The 14469-nt window shown below is 70.4% G+C and carries 15 protein-coding genes and 1 pseudogene; 11 read left to right on the top strand and 5 right to left on the bottom strand.

The window, feature by feature from the left end; translation table 11 throughout:
• Positions 1-33: 33 nt before the first annotated feature.
• The 3 genes from ACGFIO_RS05560 to ACGFIO_RS05550 all read right to left on the bottom strand — a co-directional run bounded on the left by ACGFIO_RS05560 (position 34) and on the right by ACGFIO_RS05550 (position 2190).
• Positions 34-1215 (bottom strand): RNA polymerase sigma factor, encoded by a 1182-nt coding sequence (locus ACGFIO_RS05560; protein ID WP_392822372.1) that lies wholly within the window; start codon positions 1213-1215, stop codon positions 34-36.
• The gene (locus ACGFIO_RS05555; protein WP_392822371.1) at positions 1212-1607 is read right to left on the bottom strand and encodes a YciI family protein; all 396 of its coding nucleotides are present in this window, start codon (positions 1605-1607) and stop codon (positions 1212-1214) included. Before ACGFIO_RS05555 ends, ACGFIO_RS05560 begins: the two co-directional genes overlap by 4 nt.
• Before the next feature lie 73 nt (positions 1608-1680).
• Positions 1681-2190 carry a MarR family winged helix-turn-helix transcriptional regulator gene (locus ACGFIO_RS05550; RefSeq protein ID WP_392822369.1) on the bottom strand — a complete coding sequence of 170 codons (510 nt, stop codon included), beginning with the start codon at positions 2188-2190 and terminating at the stop codon, positions 1681-1683.
• A 94-nt stretch (positions 2191-2284) separates the two neighbouring features.
• On the opposite strand from ACGFIO_RS05550, the gene ACGFIO_RS05545 reads away from it, so the two are divergent.
• The 4 genes and pseudogenes from ACGFIO_RS05545 (at position 2285) to ACGFIO_RS05530 (ending at position 4947) form a co-directional block, all read left to right on the top strand.
• The gene (locus ACGFIO_RS05545) at positions 2285-2923 is read left to right on the top strand and encodes an FMN-dependent NADH-azoreductase (protein WP_392822367.1); all 639 of its coding nucleotides are present in this window, start codon (positions 2285-2287) and stop codon (positions 2921-2923) included.
• 79 nt (positions 2924-3002) lie between these two features.
• On the top strand, positions 3003-3128 hold the full coding sequence (locus ACGFIO_RS05540; protein ID WP_392822366.1) for a hypothetical protein: 126 nt from the start codon (positions 3003-3005) through the stop codon (positions 3126-3128).
• Between the two features lie 58 nt (positions 3129-3186).
• Positions 3187-3972: pseudogene (locus ACGFIO_RS05535) on the top strand (alpha/beta fold hydrolase); the annotation flags it as partial.
• Positions 3973-4008: 36 nt separating this feature from the next.
• The gene (locus ACGFIO_RS05530; protein WP_392822604.1) at positions 4009-4947 is read left to right on the top strand and encodes a DUF2332 domain-containing protein; all 939 of its coding nucleotides are present in this window, start codon (positions 4009-4011) and stop codon (positions 4945-4947) included.
• Between the two features lie 348 nt (positions 4948-5295).
• On the opposite strand, the gene ACGFIO_RS05525 is transcribed toward ACGFIO_RS05530, so the two are convergent.
• Positions 5296-6099, bottom strand: coding sequence for a hypothetical protein (locus tag ACGFIO_RS05525; RefSeq protein WP_392822364.1), 804 nt, complete (start codon positions 6097-6099; stop codon positions 5296-5298).
• Positions 6096-6827, bottom strand: coding sequence for an ABC transporter ATP-binding protein (locus tag ACGFIO_RS05520; protein WP_392822601.1), 732 nt, complete (start codon positions 6825-6827; stop codon positions 6096-6098). The genes ACGFIO_RS05525 and ACGFIO_RS05520 overlap by 4 nt, the downstream gene beginning before the upstream one ends.
• Before the next feature lie 133 nt (positions 6828-6960).
• Here ACGFIO_RS05520 and ACGFIO_RS05515 point away from each other — a divergent pair, with 133 nt between their 5' ends.
• The 7 genes from ACGFIO_RS05515 to ACGFIO_RS05485 all read left to right on the top strand — a co-directional run bounded on the left by ACGFIO_RS05515 (position 6961) and on the right by ACGFIO_RS05485 (position 14444).
• Positions 6961-8190, top strand: coding sequence for a sensor histidine kinase (locus ACGFIO_RS05515; protein ID WP_392822361.1), 1230 nt, complete (start codon positions 6961-6963; stop codon positions 8188-8190).
• Positions 8191-8252: 62 nt separating this feature from the next.
• Complete coding sequence (locus ACGFIO_RS05510; RefSeq protein WP_392822359.1) at positions 8253-8963, top strand: response regulator; 711 nt, start codon at positions 8253-8255, stop codon at positions 8961-8963.
• A gap of 71 nt (positions 8964-9034) precedes the next feature.
• On the top strand, positions 9035-10129 hold the full coding sequence (locus tag ACGFIO_RS05505) for an alpha/beta hydrolase family protein (RefSeq protein WP_392822356.1): 1095 nt from the start codon (positions 9035-9037) through the stop codon (positions 10127-10129).
• A gap of 84 nt (positions 10130-10213) precedes the next feature.
• Positions 10214-11065, top strand: coding sequence for a hypothetical protein (locus ACGFIO_RS05500; RefSeq protein ID WP_392822354.1), 852 nt, complete (start codon positions 10214-10216; stop codon positions 11063-11065).
• Positions 11066-11809: 744 nt separating this feature from the next.
• Positions 11810-13009: a hypothetical protein gene (locus ACGFIO_RS05495; protein WP_392822352.1), complete on the top strand. Its 1200-nt coding sequence runs from the start codon at positions 11810-11812 to the stop codon at positions 13007-13009.
• A gap of 256 nt (positions 13010-13265) precedes the next feature.
• Entirely contained in the window at positions 13266-13559 is a 294-nt protein-coding gene (locus tag ACGFIO_RS05490; protein ID WP_392822350.1) for a hypothetical protein, read from the top strand.
• 189 nt (positions 13560-13748) lie between these two features.
• Entirely contained in the window at positions 13749-14444 is a 696-nt protein-coding gene (locus ACGFIO_RS05485; RefSeq protein ID WP_392822347.1) for a hypothetical protein, read from the top strand.
• The last annotated feature ends 25 nt before the right edge of the window (positions 14445-14469 follow it).

Genomic DNA, 14469 nt, shown 5'->3' with positions numbered 1-14469 from the left:
CAAACCGATTGGCGCAAGAAGATGGCATCCAGATCAGCCGTGACGCAGCCGTGACGCGCGCAGGATGAGGTGGTCGCGTTCGGCGATGCTGGTGGCCTGCTCGGCCGCCAGCCTGTAGGCGGCCAGCGCCTGCTCCTTATGGCCGGCGCGTTCGTGCAGGTGGGCGCGGGTGGCGGCGAGGCGGTGGCCGGGCAGTTCGAGCTCGGCGATCAGCGCCAGCCCGTGCTCGGGGCCGTGGATCATGGCGGCGGCGATGGCCTTGTTCAGGGCGACCACCGGGTTGGCGGCGTCGAGCATCCCGTACAGGGCGTGGATCTGCGGCCAGTCGGTGCCGGCGGGACCGGGCGCGCGGTCGTGCAGAGCGGCGATGGCCGCCTGGATCTGGTACTCGCCCGGCGCGGCGGTGCCGGCGACGCTGTCGAGCAGGGCGGTGCCCTCGGCGATGCGGGCCCGGTCCCAGCGGGTGCGGTCCTGTTCGTCCAGCGGGACCAGGCCACCGGCGGCGTCGGTGCGGGCGGGGCGTCGGGCGTCGGTCAGCAGCATCAGCGCGTACAGGCCGATCGACTCGGGGTCGGCCGGGAGCATGCGGGCCAGGCGGATGGCCTCGGCGGCCAGATCGGCGCGGTGCACCGCGGCGCCGGTGCTGGCCGCGTACCCCTCGTTGAAGATCAGGTAGAGCACCCGCCGGACCTGCCGCAACCGGGTCTCGAACTCGTCACCGGCCGGGGCGGCGAAGACCGTGCCGGTGTCGCGGATGCGCTGCTTGGCCCGGCTGATCCGCTGGGCCAAGGTGGCCTCGGGGACCAGGAAGGCGCGGGCGATCTCGGCGGTGCTCAGGCCGCCGACCGCCCGCAGGGTCAGCGCGATCGCCGAGGCCGGGCTCAGCGCCGGATGGCAGCACAGGAACAGCAGGGTCAGGGTGTCGTCGTGCTGGGCCGCTTCGCCCGGCAACTCGCGCACCGCGGCCAGTTCCTCGCGCCGGCGCCGGGCCTGCTCGTTGCGCAACTGGTCGAGCAGCTTGCGGGCGCCGGTCTGGATCAGCCAGCCCCGGGGACTGGCCGGCACGCCGTCGGCGGGCCAGTGCCGGGCCGCCGCGATCAGCGCCTCCTGGGTGGCGTCCTCGGCGGCGGCGAAGTCACCGTAACGGCGGGCCAGCACCGCGAGGACCTGCGGCGCGGTGTCACGCAGCAGATCCTCGACGGCGGTGTCGCTCATTGCTCGGCGAACTCGTGCATCACCTGGCGCACGACGATCGGCTGGGCCAGCGGGACCCCGCCCGGGCCGGGCACCTGCGAGACCAGCCGGGCGATCTCGAGCGCGCGTTGCTCGGTGTCGACGTCGACGACCTGGAAGCCGGCCAGGATCTCCTTGGCCTCCGGGTAGACGCCGTCGGTGATCACGTCCGGGGTGCTGCCGTCGGAGGTGACCGTCTTGGCGGTGGCGGGCGGGCGCAGCGCGTACCCGCCGACCAGCTCGCCGCTCTCCAGCAGCTGCTTGTTCAGCGCGGTGTAGTAGTCCATGTGCGCCTGCACCTCCTCGGGCTTCCACTCCTCCATCGGGGTGTCGATGACGCCCGGGCGGTAGTCGACGATCAGCAGGTACTTCATGTCTCGTGGTCCTCTCGTTCTCGGTCGCTCACCCCCGGGACGAAGCTGGTCGCGCCGTCTCGACAGACCGTGGTCACAGATATTCGGCGATGACCCGTTCGCTCGCCTCGGCGCCGTCCGGATTGGCCTTGGCGTGCAGCACGCGGGCGATCGCGAACAGCTGGCCGACCTGCTCCTCGCTGAGCGCGTCGAAGACCAGCTCGCGGACCCGGTTGACGTGTCCCGGAGCGGCCCGGCGCAGCAGATCCATGCCCTCGTCGGTCAGGGTGGCCTCGACACAGCGCACCTCACCGGTGTTGACCTTGCGGCGGACCCAGCCCTGCTTCTCCATCCGGCTGATGGCGTGCGAGAGCCGCGACAACGACCCGCTGGCGGTGTTGGCGAGCATCGTGAGCTGCAGGGTGCGGTTCATCGGCCGGGACAGCCCGACCAGGATCGAGTACTCGAAGAAGTTGAGGCCGGAGTCGCGCTTGAGCTGGGCGTCGATCGCCGCGGGCAGGTTCATCAGGACCCCGGCGAGCATCATCCAGGCGTTGCGTTCGTGATCGGTCAGCCATGCGACCGGCGGCGTGGGGTTGCTCACACGGATCATTCTACCGGGGGACTTGAACATTCAAGGCGGACAGGAGCACTCTGAGATTGAACATTCAAGCCCCCCATCCCGGGAGTCAACACACATGTCCGTTCTGCGTATCGACGCCAGCATCCAGGGCCCCCGCTCGGCCAGCAGCGAGCTCGCCGACCTGGCCGAGAAGGAGTTCACCGCGGTCCGGCCGGACACCACGTTCGTGCGCCGGCACCTGGGCACCGAGCCGCTGCCGTCCGATGCCTGGGCCACCGCGATCGGCGCCAACTTCACCCCCGAGGAGTCCCGCACCGACGCCCAGCGCACCGCATCGCAGCTCGCGCGTACCGTCGCCGCCGAACTGCGCGACGCCGACGCCGCCATCCTCGCCCTGCCGCTCTACAACTGGGGCGTCTCCCAGCACGTCAAGATCTGGGTCGACCTGGTCCTGGCCGGCGCCGAGTCGTCGGCCGAACGGCTGCTCGACGGCAAACCCACGATCGTGCTGACCACCAGGGGCGGCGGCTACGGCCCCGGCACACCCCGCGAGGGCTGGGACCACAACACCGCCTACCTGCGGCGCATCGTCGCCGACGTGTGGGGCGCCGACCTCACCCTGATCGAGCGCGAGCTCACCCTGGCCGGCGTCAACCCGGCCATGGACCCGTTCCTGGAGACCGCCGAACTGCTCAAGAAGGCCGCCCACGAGGCCGCGGTCGTCGCCGGCCGCGACGTCGCCGCCCGCCACTGAACCTCAAGATCAAGAGCGTGATGTCGTAGCCGGGTGGGTGGTGCCGACCGCTGCTCCCGCCGAGGTCGCTGCGCTCCACGTGCGTGAATGGTCCGGCCGCGGGCGGCTGACGCCGCCCGCGGCCGGACCAGAGATCGGCCCGCCGCGCGCGCCCAGCACGGTCGACGCCGCCGACGACGGGTTCCGCGAATGCGGGTTGCCGTGACGTACATCAACGTTTCCCGGGCCGAAGCGTCAGTTCGGCCCGGATAAGCTCCCCGGCCATGCCCACCTATCCGGGCGCCGACGGGGCGCAGCTGCATTACGACGACTTCCGGCCCGGCTTCCAGACGCCGGTCATCGCCCTGGCCGGCGGAGCCGCCCTCGACCCCGGCTACCTCGGTGACCTCGGCGCGCTGCCATTCCGCCTGATCATCCCCCACCTGCGCGGCACCGGGTCGTCGCCGATGCCCGACGACATCGAGCGCGGGTCGTTCTGGCGCCAGGCCGAGGACATGGAGGCCCTGCGGGAGCGGCTCGAGCTCGAGCGAGTGGTCCTGCTCGGACATTCGGCCGGTACGCGGCTCGCCCTGGCCTACGCCGCCCGCTACCCCGGTCGGGTCGGCGCCCTGGTGCTGGTCACACCTCCGTCCGGGCACCTGGTCGACACGCCGTCCGACGCGCCCGCCCTAATCGACGCGCGCCGCGACGATCCGATCTTCGCCGAGGCACTCGCCCGGCGCGACCAGGGGCCCGGCGCCGACTTCCAGGACTGGACGCTGCGGACCGCCCCGGTCGCCTACGCCGGCTGGGGTCCGACCGAACAGGCCCACGCCGCGGCCATGATCGCCAACTTCGCGGCCAACCGGGCCTACTTCAGTGTGGACGCCCCCGGCGACTGGGCCGCCCGGCTGGCCGCGGTGACCGCACCGGTCCTGGTCGTGGCCGGCGCCGCCGACTGCGCCACCGGAGCCGCCCAGCCCGTCGCCCTGGCCGCACTGTTCCCGGCCGGCCGGGCCGTCACCATCGACGACTCTGGGCACTTCCCGTGGGTCGAGCAGCCGGCCGCCTTCCGCGCCGCCGTCGACCCGTTCCTGGCCCGGGCCGTGGTCGCCGACGGGTACTGGGACTTCGCCGTCCGCCAGGCCCGCGGCGAATCACCCACCTACGACCGGCTGACCACCGCCATCGCCGACGACGACGAACTGCTCGACCTGATCGCCACCCTGCCCGAGCCCAAACGCCAGCCGAACCTGCTGCTCGGCGTGGTCCGGCTGCTCGGCGGCCCGGTCGACGACCCGGTCGCGTTCCACGACTTCGTCGCCGCCAACTGGGAACGCGTCGCGGCCGAGATTCTCGCCCGTGCCACCCAGACCAACGAGACCGGCCGCAGCGCGCTGCTCATGCCCGTACTCGCGTCCCTGCCGCAGCCCCTCGCCCTGATCGAGCTGGGCGCCTCGGCCGGCCTCAACCTCTACCCCGACCGCTACGCCTACCGTTACAACGACCACACCATCGGCACCGGCACTCCCCTGCTCGACTGCACCGTCACCGGCGACCTGCCCCTGCCCGACGCCCTGCCGACGGTCGTCTGGCGGGCCGGCTGCGACCGCAACCCCCTCGACGTCACCGACCCCGCCGACCGGGCCTGGCTCGACGCCCTGATCTGGCCCGAACACACCGACCGCCGCGACCGCCTGCACGCCGCCGCCGAGACCGCCCGCACCGACCCACCCCACCTGATCCGCGCCGACCTGCTCGACGCCCTGCCCGAGCTGATCGCCCAGGCCCCCGAGGGAGCGACCGTGGTCGTCTTCCACTCCGCGATGCTCTACCAGGTCCCCCAGCCCGACCGCGACCGCTTCCTGGCGCTGATCCGCGAACTCCCGGTCCACTGGATCTCCATCGAGGCCCCCGGCGCGGTGCCCTTCGACGACCTTCCGCCCGCGCCCGCCAACCTGGCCCACAACGTGCTCGCCCTGGACGGGCGCCCGCTGGCCTGGACGCACGGCCACGGACGCTCCCTCACCTGGTTCGCCAACTGAGGATCAAGAGCCCGATGTCGTAGCAGGGTGGGTGGTGCAGACCGTCGCTCCCGCCGAGGTCGCTCCGCTCCACCTGCGTAAATGGTCGCGCCCAACAACACCCCCCCCCGGTGGGGGCCGGAGCGGTATCCCCCCGTGTGGTTACCGCTCCGGCCCCCACCGGGTCCGGCCGGGTCCGGCCGCGAGGCGCCGGCCCGGCGGATCCCCTCAGAGGTCACGATGGTGAACGCCGCCACGGTCGAGCGGCTGGCCCGCTCAGAAGTCGCCGCGATCGCTCATCGGTGAGGCCCGCCACGATCGAGCGGCGGTCCGCTCAGAAGTCGCGACATGGAGCCCGCCGCGATTCGCTCAGAGATCGCGGCGCTGGGCGGCGACGACGGTGACCGCCGCCGCCACGATCGACCAGAAGGCGAACGCCGTCCACGAACCCGCGATGCTCGGCTGGTACCGGTCCAGGTTCAGCGCGGACTCAACACCGGTGGTGGTGAGCCGGTCCCAGGCCGACGCGGGCAGCATGTCGTGCACCGCGGCGACCCACCGGTGCGCGCGGCTGTCGAACAACCGGGGCACCAGCAGCAGGAACCCGGCGACCACGACGATCGTGGTGGCGGTGTGCCGGACCAGCGCCCCCACCCCCAGGCCGATCAGGGCGCAGACCGGCGCCAGCAACGCCGACGCCGCCACCGCCCGGACCGCGCCCGGATAGCCGATGCCGACCCCGATCCCCGCGCCGGACAGGATGGCCTGGCTCAGCGCGAACGCCGCCGCCGACAGGACCGCACCGAAAACGGTGAACACCGCGGCCACGACGATCACCTTGGCCGCCATCACCGCCCGCCGGGCCGGCACCGCCGCGAACGTCGTCCGGATCATCCCGCTGCTGTACTCGCCGACCACCGTGACAGCGCCGATGCCGCCGGCCGCCAGCGCGAGCACCATGCCGGACGGGTCGTTGAACGCGTCCCGGAACGACCAGATCGGCACGAACAACGCCCGGGTCTGCGCGTTCATCGACGGCCAGTCGCCGACGTCGGCCACGGCCGTGTTGGCGGTGATCGCCAGCACGATCACCGCACAGGCCAGGAACCCCAGCCGGGTCGACCGCAGCGACCACAGCTTGATCCACTCGGCGGCGATCAGGTCGGTGCTCATCGGGCTCCTCCGGGGTATTCGACACTGTCGGCGGTCAAGGCGAAGAACGCGTCCTCCAGCGAGGTGGCGTCGCCGGCACGGGCGCGGAAGCCGGCCAGGCTCTCGTCGGCGAGCAGCCGGCCCCGGCCGATCACGACCAGATGGTCGGCCGTGTTCTCCATCTCGCTCATCAGATGGCTGGAGACGAACACCGTGCGGCCCTGATCGGCCAGCCGCCGGAACAGGCCACGAACCCACCGGACCCCTTCCGGGTCGAGGCCGTTGAACGGCTCGTCGAACAGCAGCACCGGCGGGTCACCGAGCAGTGCGGCCGCGATGCCGAGGCGCTGGCGCATGCCCAGCGAGAACCCGCCGATCCGCCGCCGGGCGACCGAGGCCAGCCCCACCTCGTCCAGCACCTCGACGACCCGGGTGCGGGGCAGACGATTGCCGCGGGCCAGGGCCCACAGGTGCGCCTGCGCGCTGCGTCCACCTTGGACGTCACCCGCGTCCAGCAGCGCACCGACGTGCGGCAACCCGCGGGCGTGACCGCGGAACGGACGCCCGCTCACGCTCGCGGTGCCGGCCGTGGGGGTGGTCAGGCCCAGCACCATGCGCAGCGTGGTGGACTTGCCGGCTCCGTTGGGCCCGAGAAACCCCGTCACCCGGCCGGGCCGCACGGTCAGCGTCAACCCGTCCACCGCGGTGGACGGGCCATACCTCTTGGTCAGCTCGTGAAGTTCGATCACCCCGTCGACGATTGCGGTCCGGCGCTCGCGGCGCATCAGGCCGGAGACCACACTGTGCGCGCCGATCTCCGCCCCCAGGCGTACGCCCACAGACCAATATCGGACGGCCCGATTCGCGATTACGGTGAGGCGCATGTCCGGCTCGCCGCACCCCTACCGGATACCGGCCTGGTCCGGTGCCGCCCTCGCCCCGATCGCCCTGGTGGCCGCGCTGGCCAACAGCAGCCAGGACCACTTCGTGCACGGCCTGCGCTACCTGCTGCCCGCGCTGGCCGTCGTCCTACCCATGACGCTGCTGCGCCGGGCGCCGCTGCCGGCCCTGGCGCTGATGCTCGTCGCCGGGTTCGCGCTGACCACCCTGTTGCGGTCGTGGGAGGACGGCTATCCGCAGGACCTGCGGTACCTGGTGTTCTTGACGCTCGACGTGGCCGTGGGCGTGATCGCGGCCCGCCGGCCGTGGCGGGTCTCGGTCACCGCGGCGCTGCTGGTGTTCGCCGCCGAGGCCGGCGCCGTAGCGGTCAACCCGCTGCGCGCCGACGGCCTGGGGCAGTCCCGCCTCCTGCTCACCATGGCGTTGCTGATCGCGCTGCTGGTCGGCAACGCGCAACGTCAGCGCCGCCAGCGGACCGAGGCCCAGCGAGCACAGGTCGCCGCGCAGGCGATCACCGCCGAGCGCACCCGCATCGCCCGCGATCTGCACGACATGGTCGCCCACACGATCGGCGTCATCGCGATCCAGGCCGGGGCGGGCAGCCGCGTCTTCCACTCCCAGCCGGCCACGGCGCACGAGGCCCTCGACGCCATCGAGGCCACCAGCCGGGAAACCCTGGCCGGGCTGCGCCGCATGCTGGACGACCTGCGCGCCGCCACGCCGGAGGCCGCGTCGGGCGAGTTCGCGCCGGCCGGCGTCCCGGCGGGTGCGCTTTCATCGCCCGGCGCCCGGGCGTTCTCGGCCACCGGCTCGGATCTGGGCGGGGCGCCCGGGCTAGCGAACCTCGACCGGCTGGTCGAGCGCGCGCGGCGAGCCGGGCTGCGGGTCGAGGTGCGGTGGCCCGGAAAGCGGCGGCCGTTGCCCGCCGACGTCGACCTGACCGCCTACCGCGTGGTCCAGGAGGCGGTGACCAACGTGGTCCGGCACGCGGGCACACCCGAGTGTGTGGTCACCATCGACCAGCGCGACACCGAACTCGTCGTGGAGATCGTCGACGAGGGCCACGGCGGGTCGGGCGACGGGCACGGCTACGGCCTGATCGGCATGCGCGAACGGATCGGCCTGCTCAACGGCGACCTCGCCGCGGGCCCGAGACCGGCGTGCGGCTTCGCGGTCACCGCCCGCCTCCCGATGCCGGTGCGGACCCGATGACCGCCGACCGGCAGCCACCCAGCCGACTCGCGGCCGCCGACTCACAAACACCTGGCGGTCCCGTGGTCACCGATGGGCCGCCGCCGGTCTTGCACCGGCCCGGGCCCGGGGCGACGATCCGGGTGCTGCTGGCCGACGACCAGCCGCTGGTCCGGGCCGGGCTGAACGCGGTGCTGACCGACACCACCGGCATCGACGTCGTCGGCGAGGCCGGGACCGGGGCGGAGGCCGTGCGGCTGACCCGGGAGCTAAGGCCCGACGTCGTCGTCATGGACATCCGGATGCCGGGCATGGACGGCCTCGACGCCACCCGCATGATCACCGGTGGCGGATCACCGGCGGCCGTGCTGATCCTGACCACCTTCGACACCGACGACAACGTCTACCGTGCGCTGCGCGCCGGGGCGAGCGGCTTCCTGGTCAAGGACATGGTGCTCGACGACATCGTCGCCGCTGTCCGGGTCGTCGCGACCGGCGACGCGCTGATCGCCCCGGGCGTCACCCGGCGGCTGATCGCCGAGTTCGCCGGCCGCCCCGAACCCTCGCCCCCGTCGCGCACCCTCACCGGCGTCACCGACCGGGAACGGGAGGTTCTCGCCCTCATCGCCCGCGGTCGGACCAACACCGAGATCGCCGCCGACCTGCTGATCAGCCTGGGTACGGCCAAGGCCCACGTGGCCAGCCTGCTGAGCAAACTCGGCGCCCGCGACCGCGTCCAGCTGGTGATCATCGCCTACGAGTCCGGCCTGGCCGGGCGACCCGAGCCACCGTAACGCTTGTGCCAACCGGTTTCCAATGCAAACCTATTGGCGTACGGAAAATTCGACACAACGGGGAGAACCGCATGACCACCGCACTGACCCGCCGGCACCTGCTCAACGCCGCGCTCGCCGCCGGAGCCGCGATCCCGCTCGGCGCCACCTGGACACCCGCCGCGCAGGCCAAGTCACGCCTCACGCTGCCGCGACCGACCGGCCCGTACCCCATCGGCACCGTCTCTCTGCACCTGGCCGGGCGGGACCGGGAGGTGATGGCGAGCATCTGGTACCCGGCCGGCCGCGACGCCCGGCGCCACCCGCCGGCACCGTGGATGGACGACGCGCCGCTGCGGGAACTACTCGTGGACAACGACCTCGACCCCGACGCCGTCACCGGACCCATCACGGCCGGGCACGCGGGGACGCCGGTGCTGCACGCGCTGGGCCGGCGGCCGGTGGTGCTCTACTCGCACGGCAGCGGCGGGCACCGGTCGGAGGCGACGACCGTGGTGCAGGAACTCGCCAGTCACGGCTACCTCGTCGTCACCGTGGACCACGGTGACTCGTACACCGAATTCCCCGGCGGGCGGCTGCGCGTACCCGCCGATCATGTTCTGCCCTGGGACCACGTGCACGACATCCGGTTCGTGCTGGACCGGGTGGAGGACATCGCGGCCGGTCGCAATCCCGACGCCGAGGGCCGCAAGCTGCCGGCCGGGCTGGGCGCCGCGCTCGACCTGCGGCGGGTCGGCATGTTCGGCTGGTCGAAGGGCGGCACCGCGACCGCCCTGACGATGAACGTCGACCCGCGGGTCCGGGCCGGCCTCAGCTTCGACGGCCCGATGGAGTCGCAGCCGCTGGTCACCGACCTGAGCCGGCCGTTCATGCTGATGACGGCGGAGTACCGGCGCGGCACCGAGCCGCTCGACCGGTTCTGGTCGTTGCTGCACGGGTGGCGGCTCAACGTACAGGCCGAAGGGGCGGTGCACGGCTCGTACGTCGACAATCCCTGGCTGCTCGCCCAGCTCGGGATCAGCGAGGGCGAGCTCACGCCGCGCCAAGGGGTACGCATTCAGCAGGCGTACCCCTTGGCCTTCTTCGACCTGCACCTGCGCAACCGGCGGCAGCGGCTGCTCGAAGGTCCCAGCCCCGCCTTCCCCAAGGTCGACTACCTACCCTGATTGACTTTGCGTAGTCGCTAAACCACGGAGCGTGTCGGCCGATCAAGGGTGCACCCCGATGTGACCCCCCGAGGAGCCCCTGACATGCAGCTGCGCCACCGTTCCGCCGTTCTCGCCGCCGTCGCCGGCATCGCCCTGACCGGCCTGGCCACCGCCCCGGCCCAGGCCGCGAGCCCGGCGAACCCGGTCGTGAAGGCCGCCGCCGGCACGCCGGCGCGCACCTTCACGACCGAGGGCACGGTCTCCGCGCTCGACGCCGCGGCCGGCAAGCTGACCGTCGCGGCCGAGAACGGCGGCGGCTCCACCACCGTGACCGTGACACCGAAGGCGGCCGTGACCATCGACAAGGCCACGGCCAAGCTGGCCGGCCTGCCGGTCGGCGCCCGCGTGAAGGTCAACGGCACTGTCAGCAACGGCGTCAACCTGGCCACCACCGTCGACGCCACCACCAGCTGGCCGATGGCCGGCGCGGGCACGGTCAAGGCGGTCGACGCCACGACCCGCACGGTCACCGTCGACCACCTGCTGTTGGCCGACGAGGTCGTCACGGTCGCCGACAACGCGAAGATCACGCTGGACGGGCGTACCGTGGCGCTCGCGGCCGTGCCGGTCAAAGCCCGTATCGCCCTCACCGGCACCGTCACCAACGGCAAGCGCGTCGCCAAGACGGTGGTCGCGCTGTCCCGCTGGCAGCTCAACCTGACCGGCACCATCTCCGCCGTCGACGCCGCCACCGGCAAGATCACCGTCAGGTCCGGCGACGGCGCCACGCTCAACCTGGCCGTCAACCCCGACGCCACGATCAAGCTCAACGGCGTCAAGGTCGCCCTCAAGGACCTCCCGCTCGGCGCCACGGTCACCCTGACCGGCACCGACACCACCGCCGGAGCCACGATCGCCGGCATCGACGCCAAGGCCGCCACGAAGAAGAACTGAAACCGAAAGTCGTACGCCGGCGAGGCCGCACCCCGAGGCCGGGGTGCGGCCTCGGGGTGCTCCTGGATGTAGAGCCCGTCCGCTCCCTGGAACCGGGCGGCCGTCCGGGCTGTGTGTTTCGGGCAAATGATCGAGGCTCCAACCCAGGCTTTGACAAATACGCTGAGCCTGACCTCGGCGCGTTGGCTCTATGTATCTGTCATTCGGTCCCGCGAGACGTAGCGGCCGGTCGCCGTCGGAGTCGAGCTGGCCCAGTCCGTCGTCGACCTCACGGCCGGTGCGGCGTAAAGCAGCCATGTCGAGGCCAGATGTTGCTGTCGATCAGCATCGCTCCTCAGCCGTTGACAGCGGATGGTTCGCGAAGTGCGGCCAGCATGACGCCGTCGATGATCGAGAGCATGAACTCCTCGTCGACGCCCTGCTGCATGAAGAACGCTCGGTAGGCCGCCATCGACGGGATCACCTGTGCCAGAGCGTCGAGGTTGGCCCGTGACTAACAAGATCCACGAAAACGGCGTTAGCGATGATCTTGACGTTGTCCGATCTTGGATTGGCCCTTGAGGACCGACGCTCGGAGACGTCCTGTTAGGCAAGATCATCTCGGTGGGCGGGTCAGCGCCGTCCAGCAGGGGGCAATAACGATCGTTTTCGCCCCCGAGCGGATCGGCAGCCGCACAGGCCGCGAAACACCCCCTGAACCGGTAGCAAAACCATGTAGCAAAACCGGCAGCCGCGGCAGACCCGGTGGACGTGGTACTCAAGCCGGATCAGGCGTGGCTGACCAACCCGGACACGGTCTACCCGGTCACCATCGACCCATACTACGATTGGTCTACCACGGTGACCAGCACCACCGTCGTCAAGGGCCAGGCCACCGGCTGGCCGGATGCCGACTCCCTGTTCGTGGGAACGTATGACAGCACGTGGAGCGCTCGCTCGTTCGTGACCTGGTGGGCGACCGGGCTGCAGGGCATGCAGGTCGACTCGGCTCTGCTGCATTTCGCCAACCCATACTCCACGACCTGTAGCCAGACGCCGTGGGAGATCTGGACCACCTCTCCGATTACGTCCACCACGTCCTGGGACGACCAGCCCGAGTGGCAGTACAAGGACGCCACGTCGACGTCCACCAGCTGCAACAACGGGTGGGTCACCGCAGACGCCAGCGGCTTCTTCCAGCGGGCCGTCGAAAAGGAGGTTGGTACGCCCACCATGGGGCTGCGCGCCGCCGACGAGACCGCCACGAACCAGTACAAGCAGTTCTGGTCGCACAACTACACCGACTCGTCGAAGCTGCCCTATGTAGAAGTCAACTACAGCCAACTGCCGGCAGCGCCGACTGACCCCGACCAGGCGGTTTGGGACAAGCAGAACGAGCTCAGTAACCTGAAGGACTGGATCATCACCCAGCCAGGGATTGAGAACAGCGGCTACATCGAGTCTGTGAACGACGCGGCGACCAAGTCGACGAAGCTGCTGTGGTACGGACCCGCGAACGCGGCCCAGGCCAGCATTCTCGCCGAGGCACAGCGCCGCGGCATCACCGCGACCGTCGAACAGCGGCAGTACAGCAGCCAGCAGATCGACGCGGCACTGGCGCAGGTCAGTGAAAGCTCCGGACAAGGAGTCTTCGACAACTTCGTAATCGATGCCGCGGCCGGCATCTCGGCAAACTTCGACGGCATCGTCGTCGCCGGTCGGCACACCGACGGTCAAACCGATAGCCAACTGGCTCAGGCCGCTACCCAGGATCTGGGCATCGCCGTCAACGTGAAACCAGGCACCCCCGCTCGCGCCCACCGGAGGCACCACCCGAGGCGACGACACTTCGCCCTTCAACGCCGGCGGTTACATGATTGGAACCGGCGGGCATGCCTGCTCGACCGGTTTCGCTATCCGCATCGGCAGCACCACCCGCACGACGACCGCTCGGCACTGCGTTAATACGCCTTACAAGCCGCGAGACGCGTCCCTACTGAACTTCAACAAGTACGGCAGCACCTGGCGATCGTCGGCCGATGGCGCCGCTCGAGTGTTGACGGGAGCCGGATCCAAGCTGATGTTCTACGGCCCATTCAACGGCAGCGGGAAGGCTACCGTAGCAGGCCTCCAATCCGTCAGCATCGGTGATACCGTGTGCACTAGCGGCGGCAATTCCGGCACTCACTGCGGCGGCGGGGCCAGCCTCATCGTAACGCAAATGAGGGTCCCTTTCGACGACAAGACCGGCAACGGCAAAGTCATGACGATCCTCGCCCACAGAATCGATGGCAAAATCGGCGCGATTCAAGGTGATAGTGGCGGCCCCGTCTACAAGAACGTCACCAGCACCAGGGTGAACGCTGTCGGTATGATTCAGGCAGTTGGATGGCCCCTGGCAAGCTGCGGCTCGATTCGCGACGGCGGCCGCAACATTTGCAGCAATGACGTCTACTTCACGGCGATGTCCACCATCATCCGAACCATCCCCGGCGCATCCCTAGTGACCGGCTGACGGGGCAATGAGAGCTGGAGGCGAAACGCCGACATCGACGGTGTTCGCCTCCTACTGCTCACCAGATCCTTATCGGGCGCAAGCGCAACATTTTCGCCTCGTACCACCCCGCCAAACGAGCGTTACCGTTTGCTGCCAACGGCGCTAGCATTATTGGAGCGGCGGCCGGAACCATCGAGAGGGACACACATGAGTTTCGAGGAAGAAGCCGACAACTCGGTATATCCCGCTCCGTTGGCACCGGACAGCCCGTTGTCGACCAGCATCGGGAATCGGCGTCGGCTTCTCGCGTTCGCTGCCTTGGCACTCACATCCGCCGTCGCCGGCGGCCTCGGCATTGCGCGTACCGCGGCGGCCGACGACGGCCCCGCGTCGCCGGAAACGGCCGAGCAGGCGGCGTTTTGGAAACACGAGGCTGACAGCGCACGCGGGGAACAACGGCTGGGCGAACTAAAGACCTGGATCATCTCCCAGCCGGGAATCGAAACCAGTGGCTACATCGAGTCGGTTAACAACGCATCGACCTTGTCGACGATCCTGCTCTGGAGCGGCCCGGCCAACCGGATGCAACAGCAGATCAAGGACAAGGCGCGTCAACTCGGCATCACCGCAACCGTCCGGCAGCGCAAGTACAGCAGCGCCGAGCTCGACCGAGCGGCGATGACGCTCACGGGACGCTCCGGTCAGGGGGCGTTCGGCAACTTCAAGATCAACTCAGTGGTGGGGCTCGACCCTGACTTCGACGGCGTCATCGTCCGTGGCGAGTACATGCAGCCCCCCACCGGCAGCCGGGCCGAAGCGGACGCCGCACTCGCCAAGGCGGCAACCGCGGAGATCGGGGTCGCGGTCGCCATTGAGCCGGGTGGGGAAATGTTTCCGGCTTGACGGCGCCCCGCAGGCTCATCGCCGG

It is taken from the genome of Actinoplanes sp. NPDC049265, from assembly GCF_043197135.1.
In the GTDB taxonomy this organism is placed as follows: domain Bacteria; phylum Actinomycetota; class Actinomycetes; order Mycobacteriales; family Micromonosporaceae; genus Actinoplanes.
The sequence above is the reverse complement of the archived record's forward strand: the minus strand, read 5'-3'. Positions and strand labels throughout refer to the sequence as shown.

Bases quoted from the DNA above. Each gene is read 5' to 3' on its own strand.
- ACGFIO_RS05560 (WP_392822372.1), bottom strand. From the start codon at position 1,215: ATGAGCGACACCGCCGTCGAGGATCTGCTGCGTGACACCGCGCCGCAG.
- ACGFIO_RS05555 (WP_392822371.1), bottom strand. From the start codon at position 1,607: ATGAAGTACCTGCTGATCGTCGACTACCGCCCGGGCGTCATCGACACC.
- ACGFIO_RS05545 (WP_392822367.1), top strand. From the start codon at position 2,285: ATGTCCGTTCTGCGTATCGACGCCAGCATCCAGGGCCCCCGCTCGGCC.
- ACGFIO_RS05525 (WP_392822364.1), bottom strand. From the start codon at position 6,099: ATGAGCACCGACCTGATCGCCGCCGAGTGGATCAAGCTGTGGTCGCTG.
- ACGFIO_RS05515 (WP_392822361.1), top strand. From the start codon at position 6,961: ATGTCCGGCTCGCCGCACCCCTACCGGATACCGGCCTGGTCCGGTGCC.
- ACGFIO_RS05505 (WP_392822356.1), top strand. From the start codon at position 9,035: ATGACCACCGCACTGACCCGCCGGCACCTGCTCAACGCCGCGCTCGCC.
- ACGFIO_RS05500 (WP_392822354.1), top strand. From the start codon at position 10,214: ATGCAGCTGCGCCACCGTTCCGCCGTTCTCGCCGCCGTCGCCGGCATC.
- ACGFIO_RS05490 (WP_392822350.1), top strand. From the start codon at position 13,266: ATGAGGGTCCCTTTCGACGACAAGACCGGCAACGGCAAAGTCATGACG.
- ACGFIO_RS05485 (WP_392822347.1), top strand. From the start codon at position 13,749: ATGAGTTTCGAGGAAGAAGCCGACAACTCGGTATATCCCGCTCCGTTG.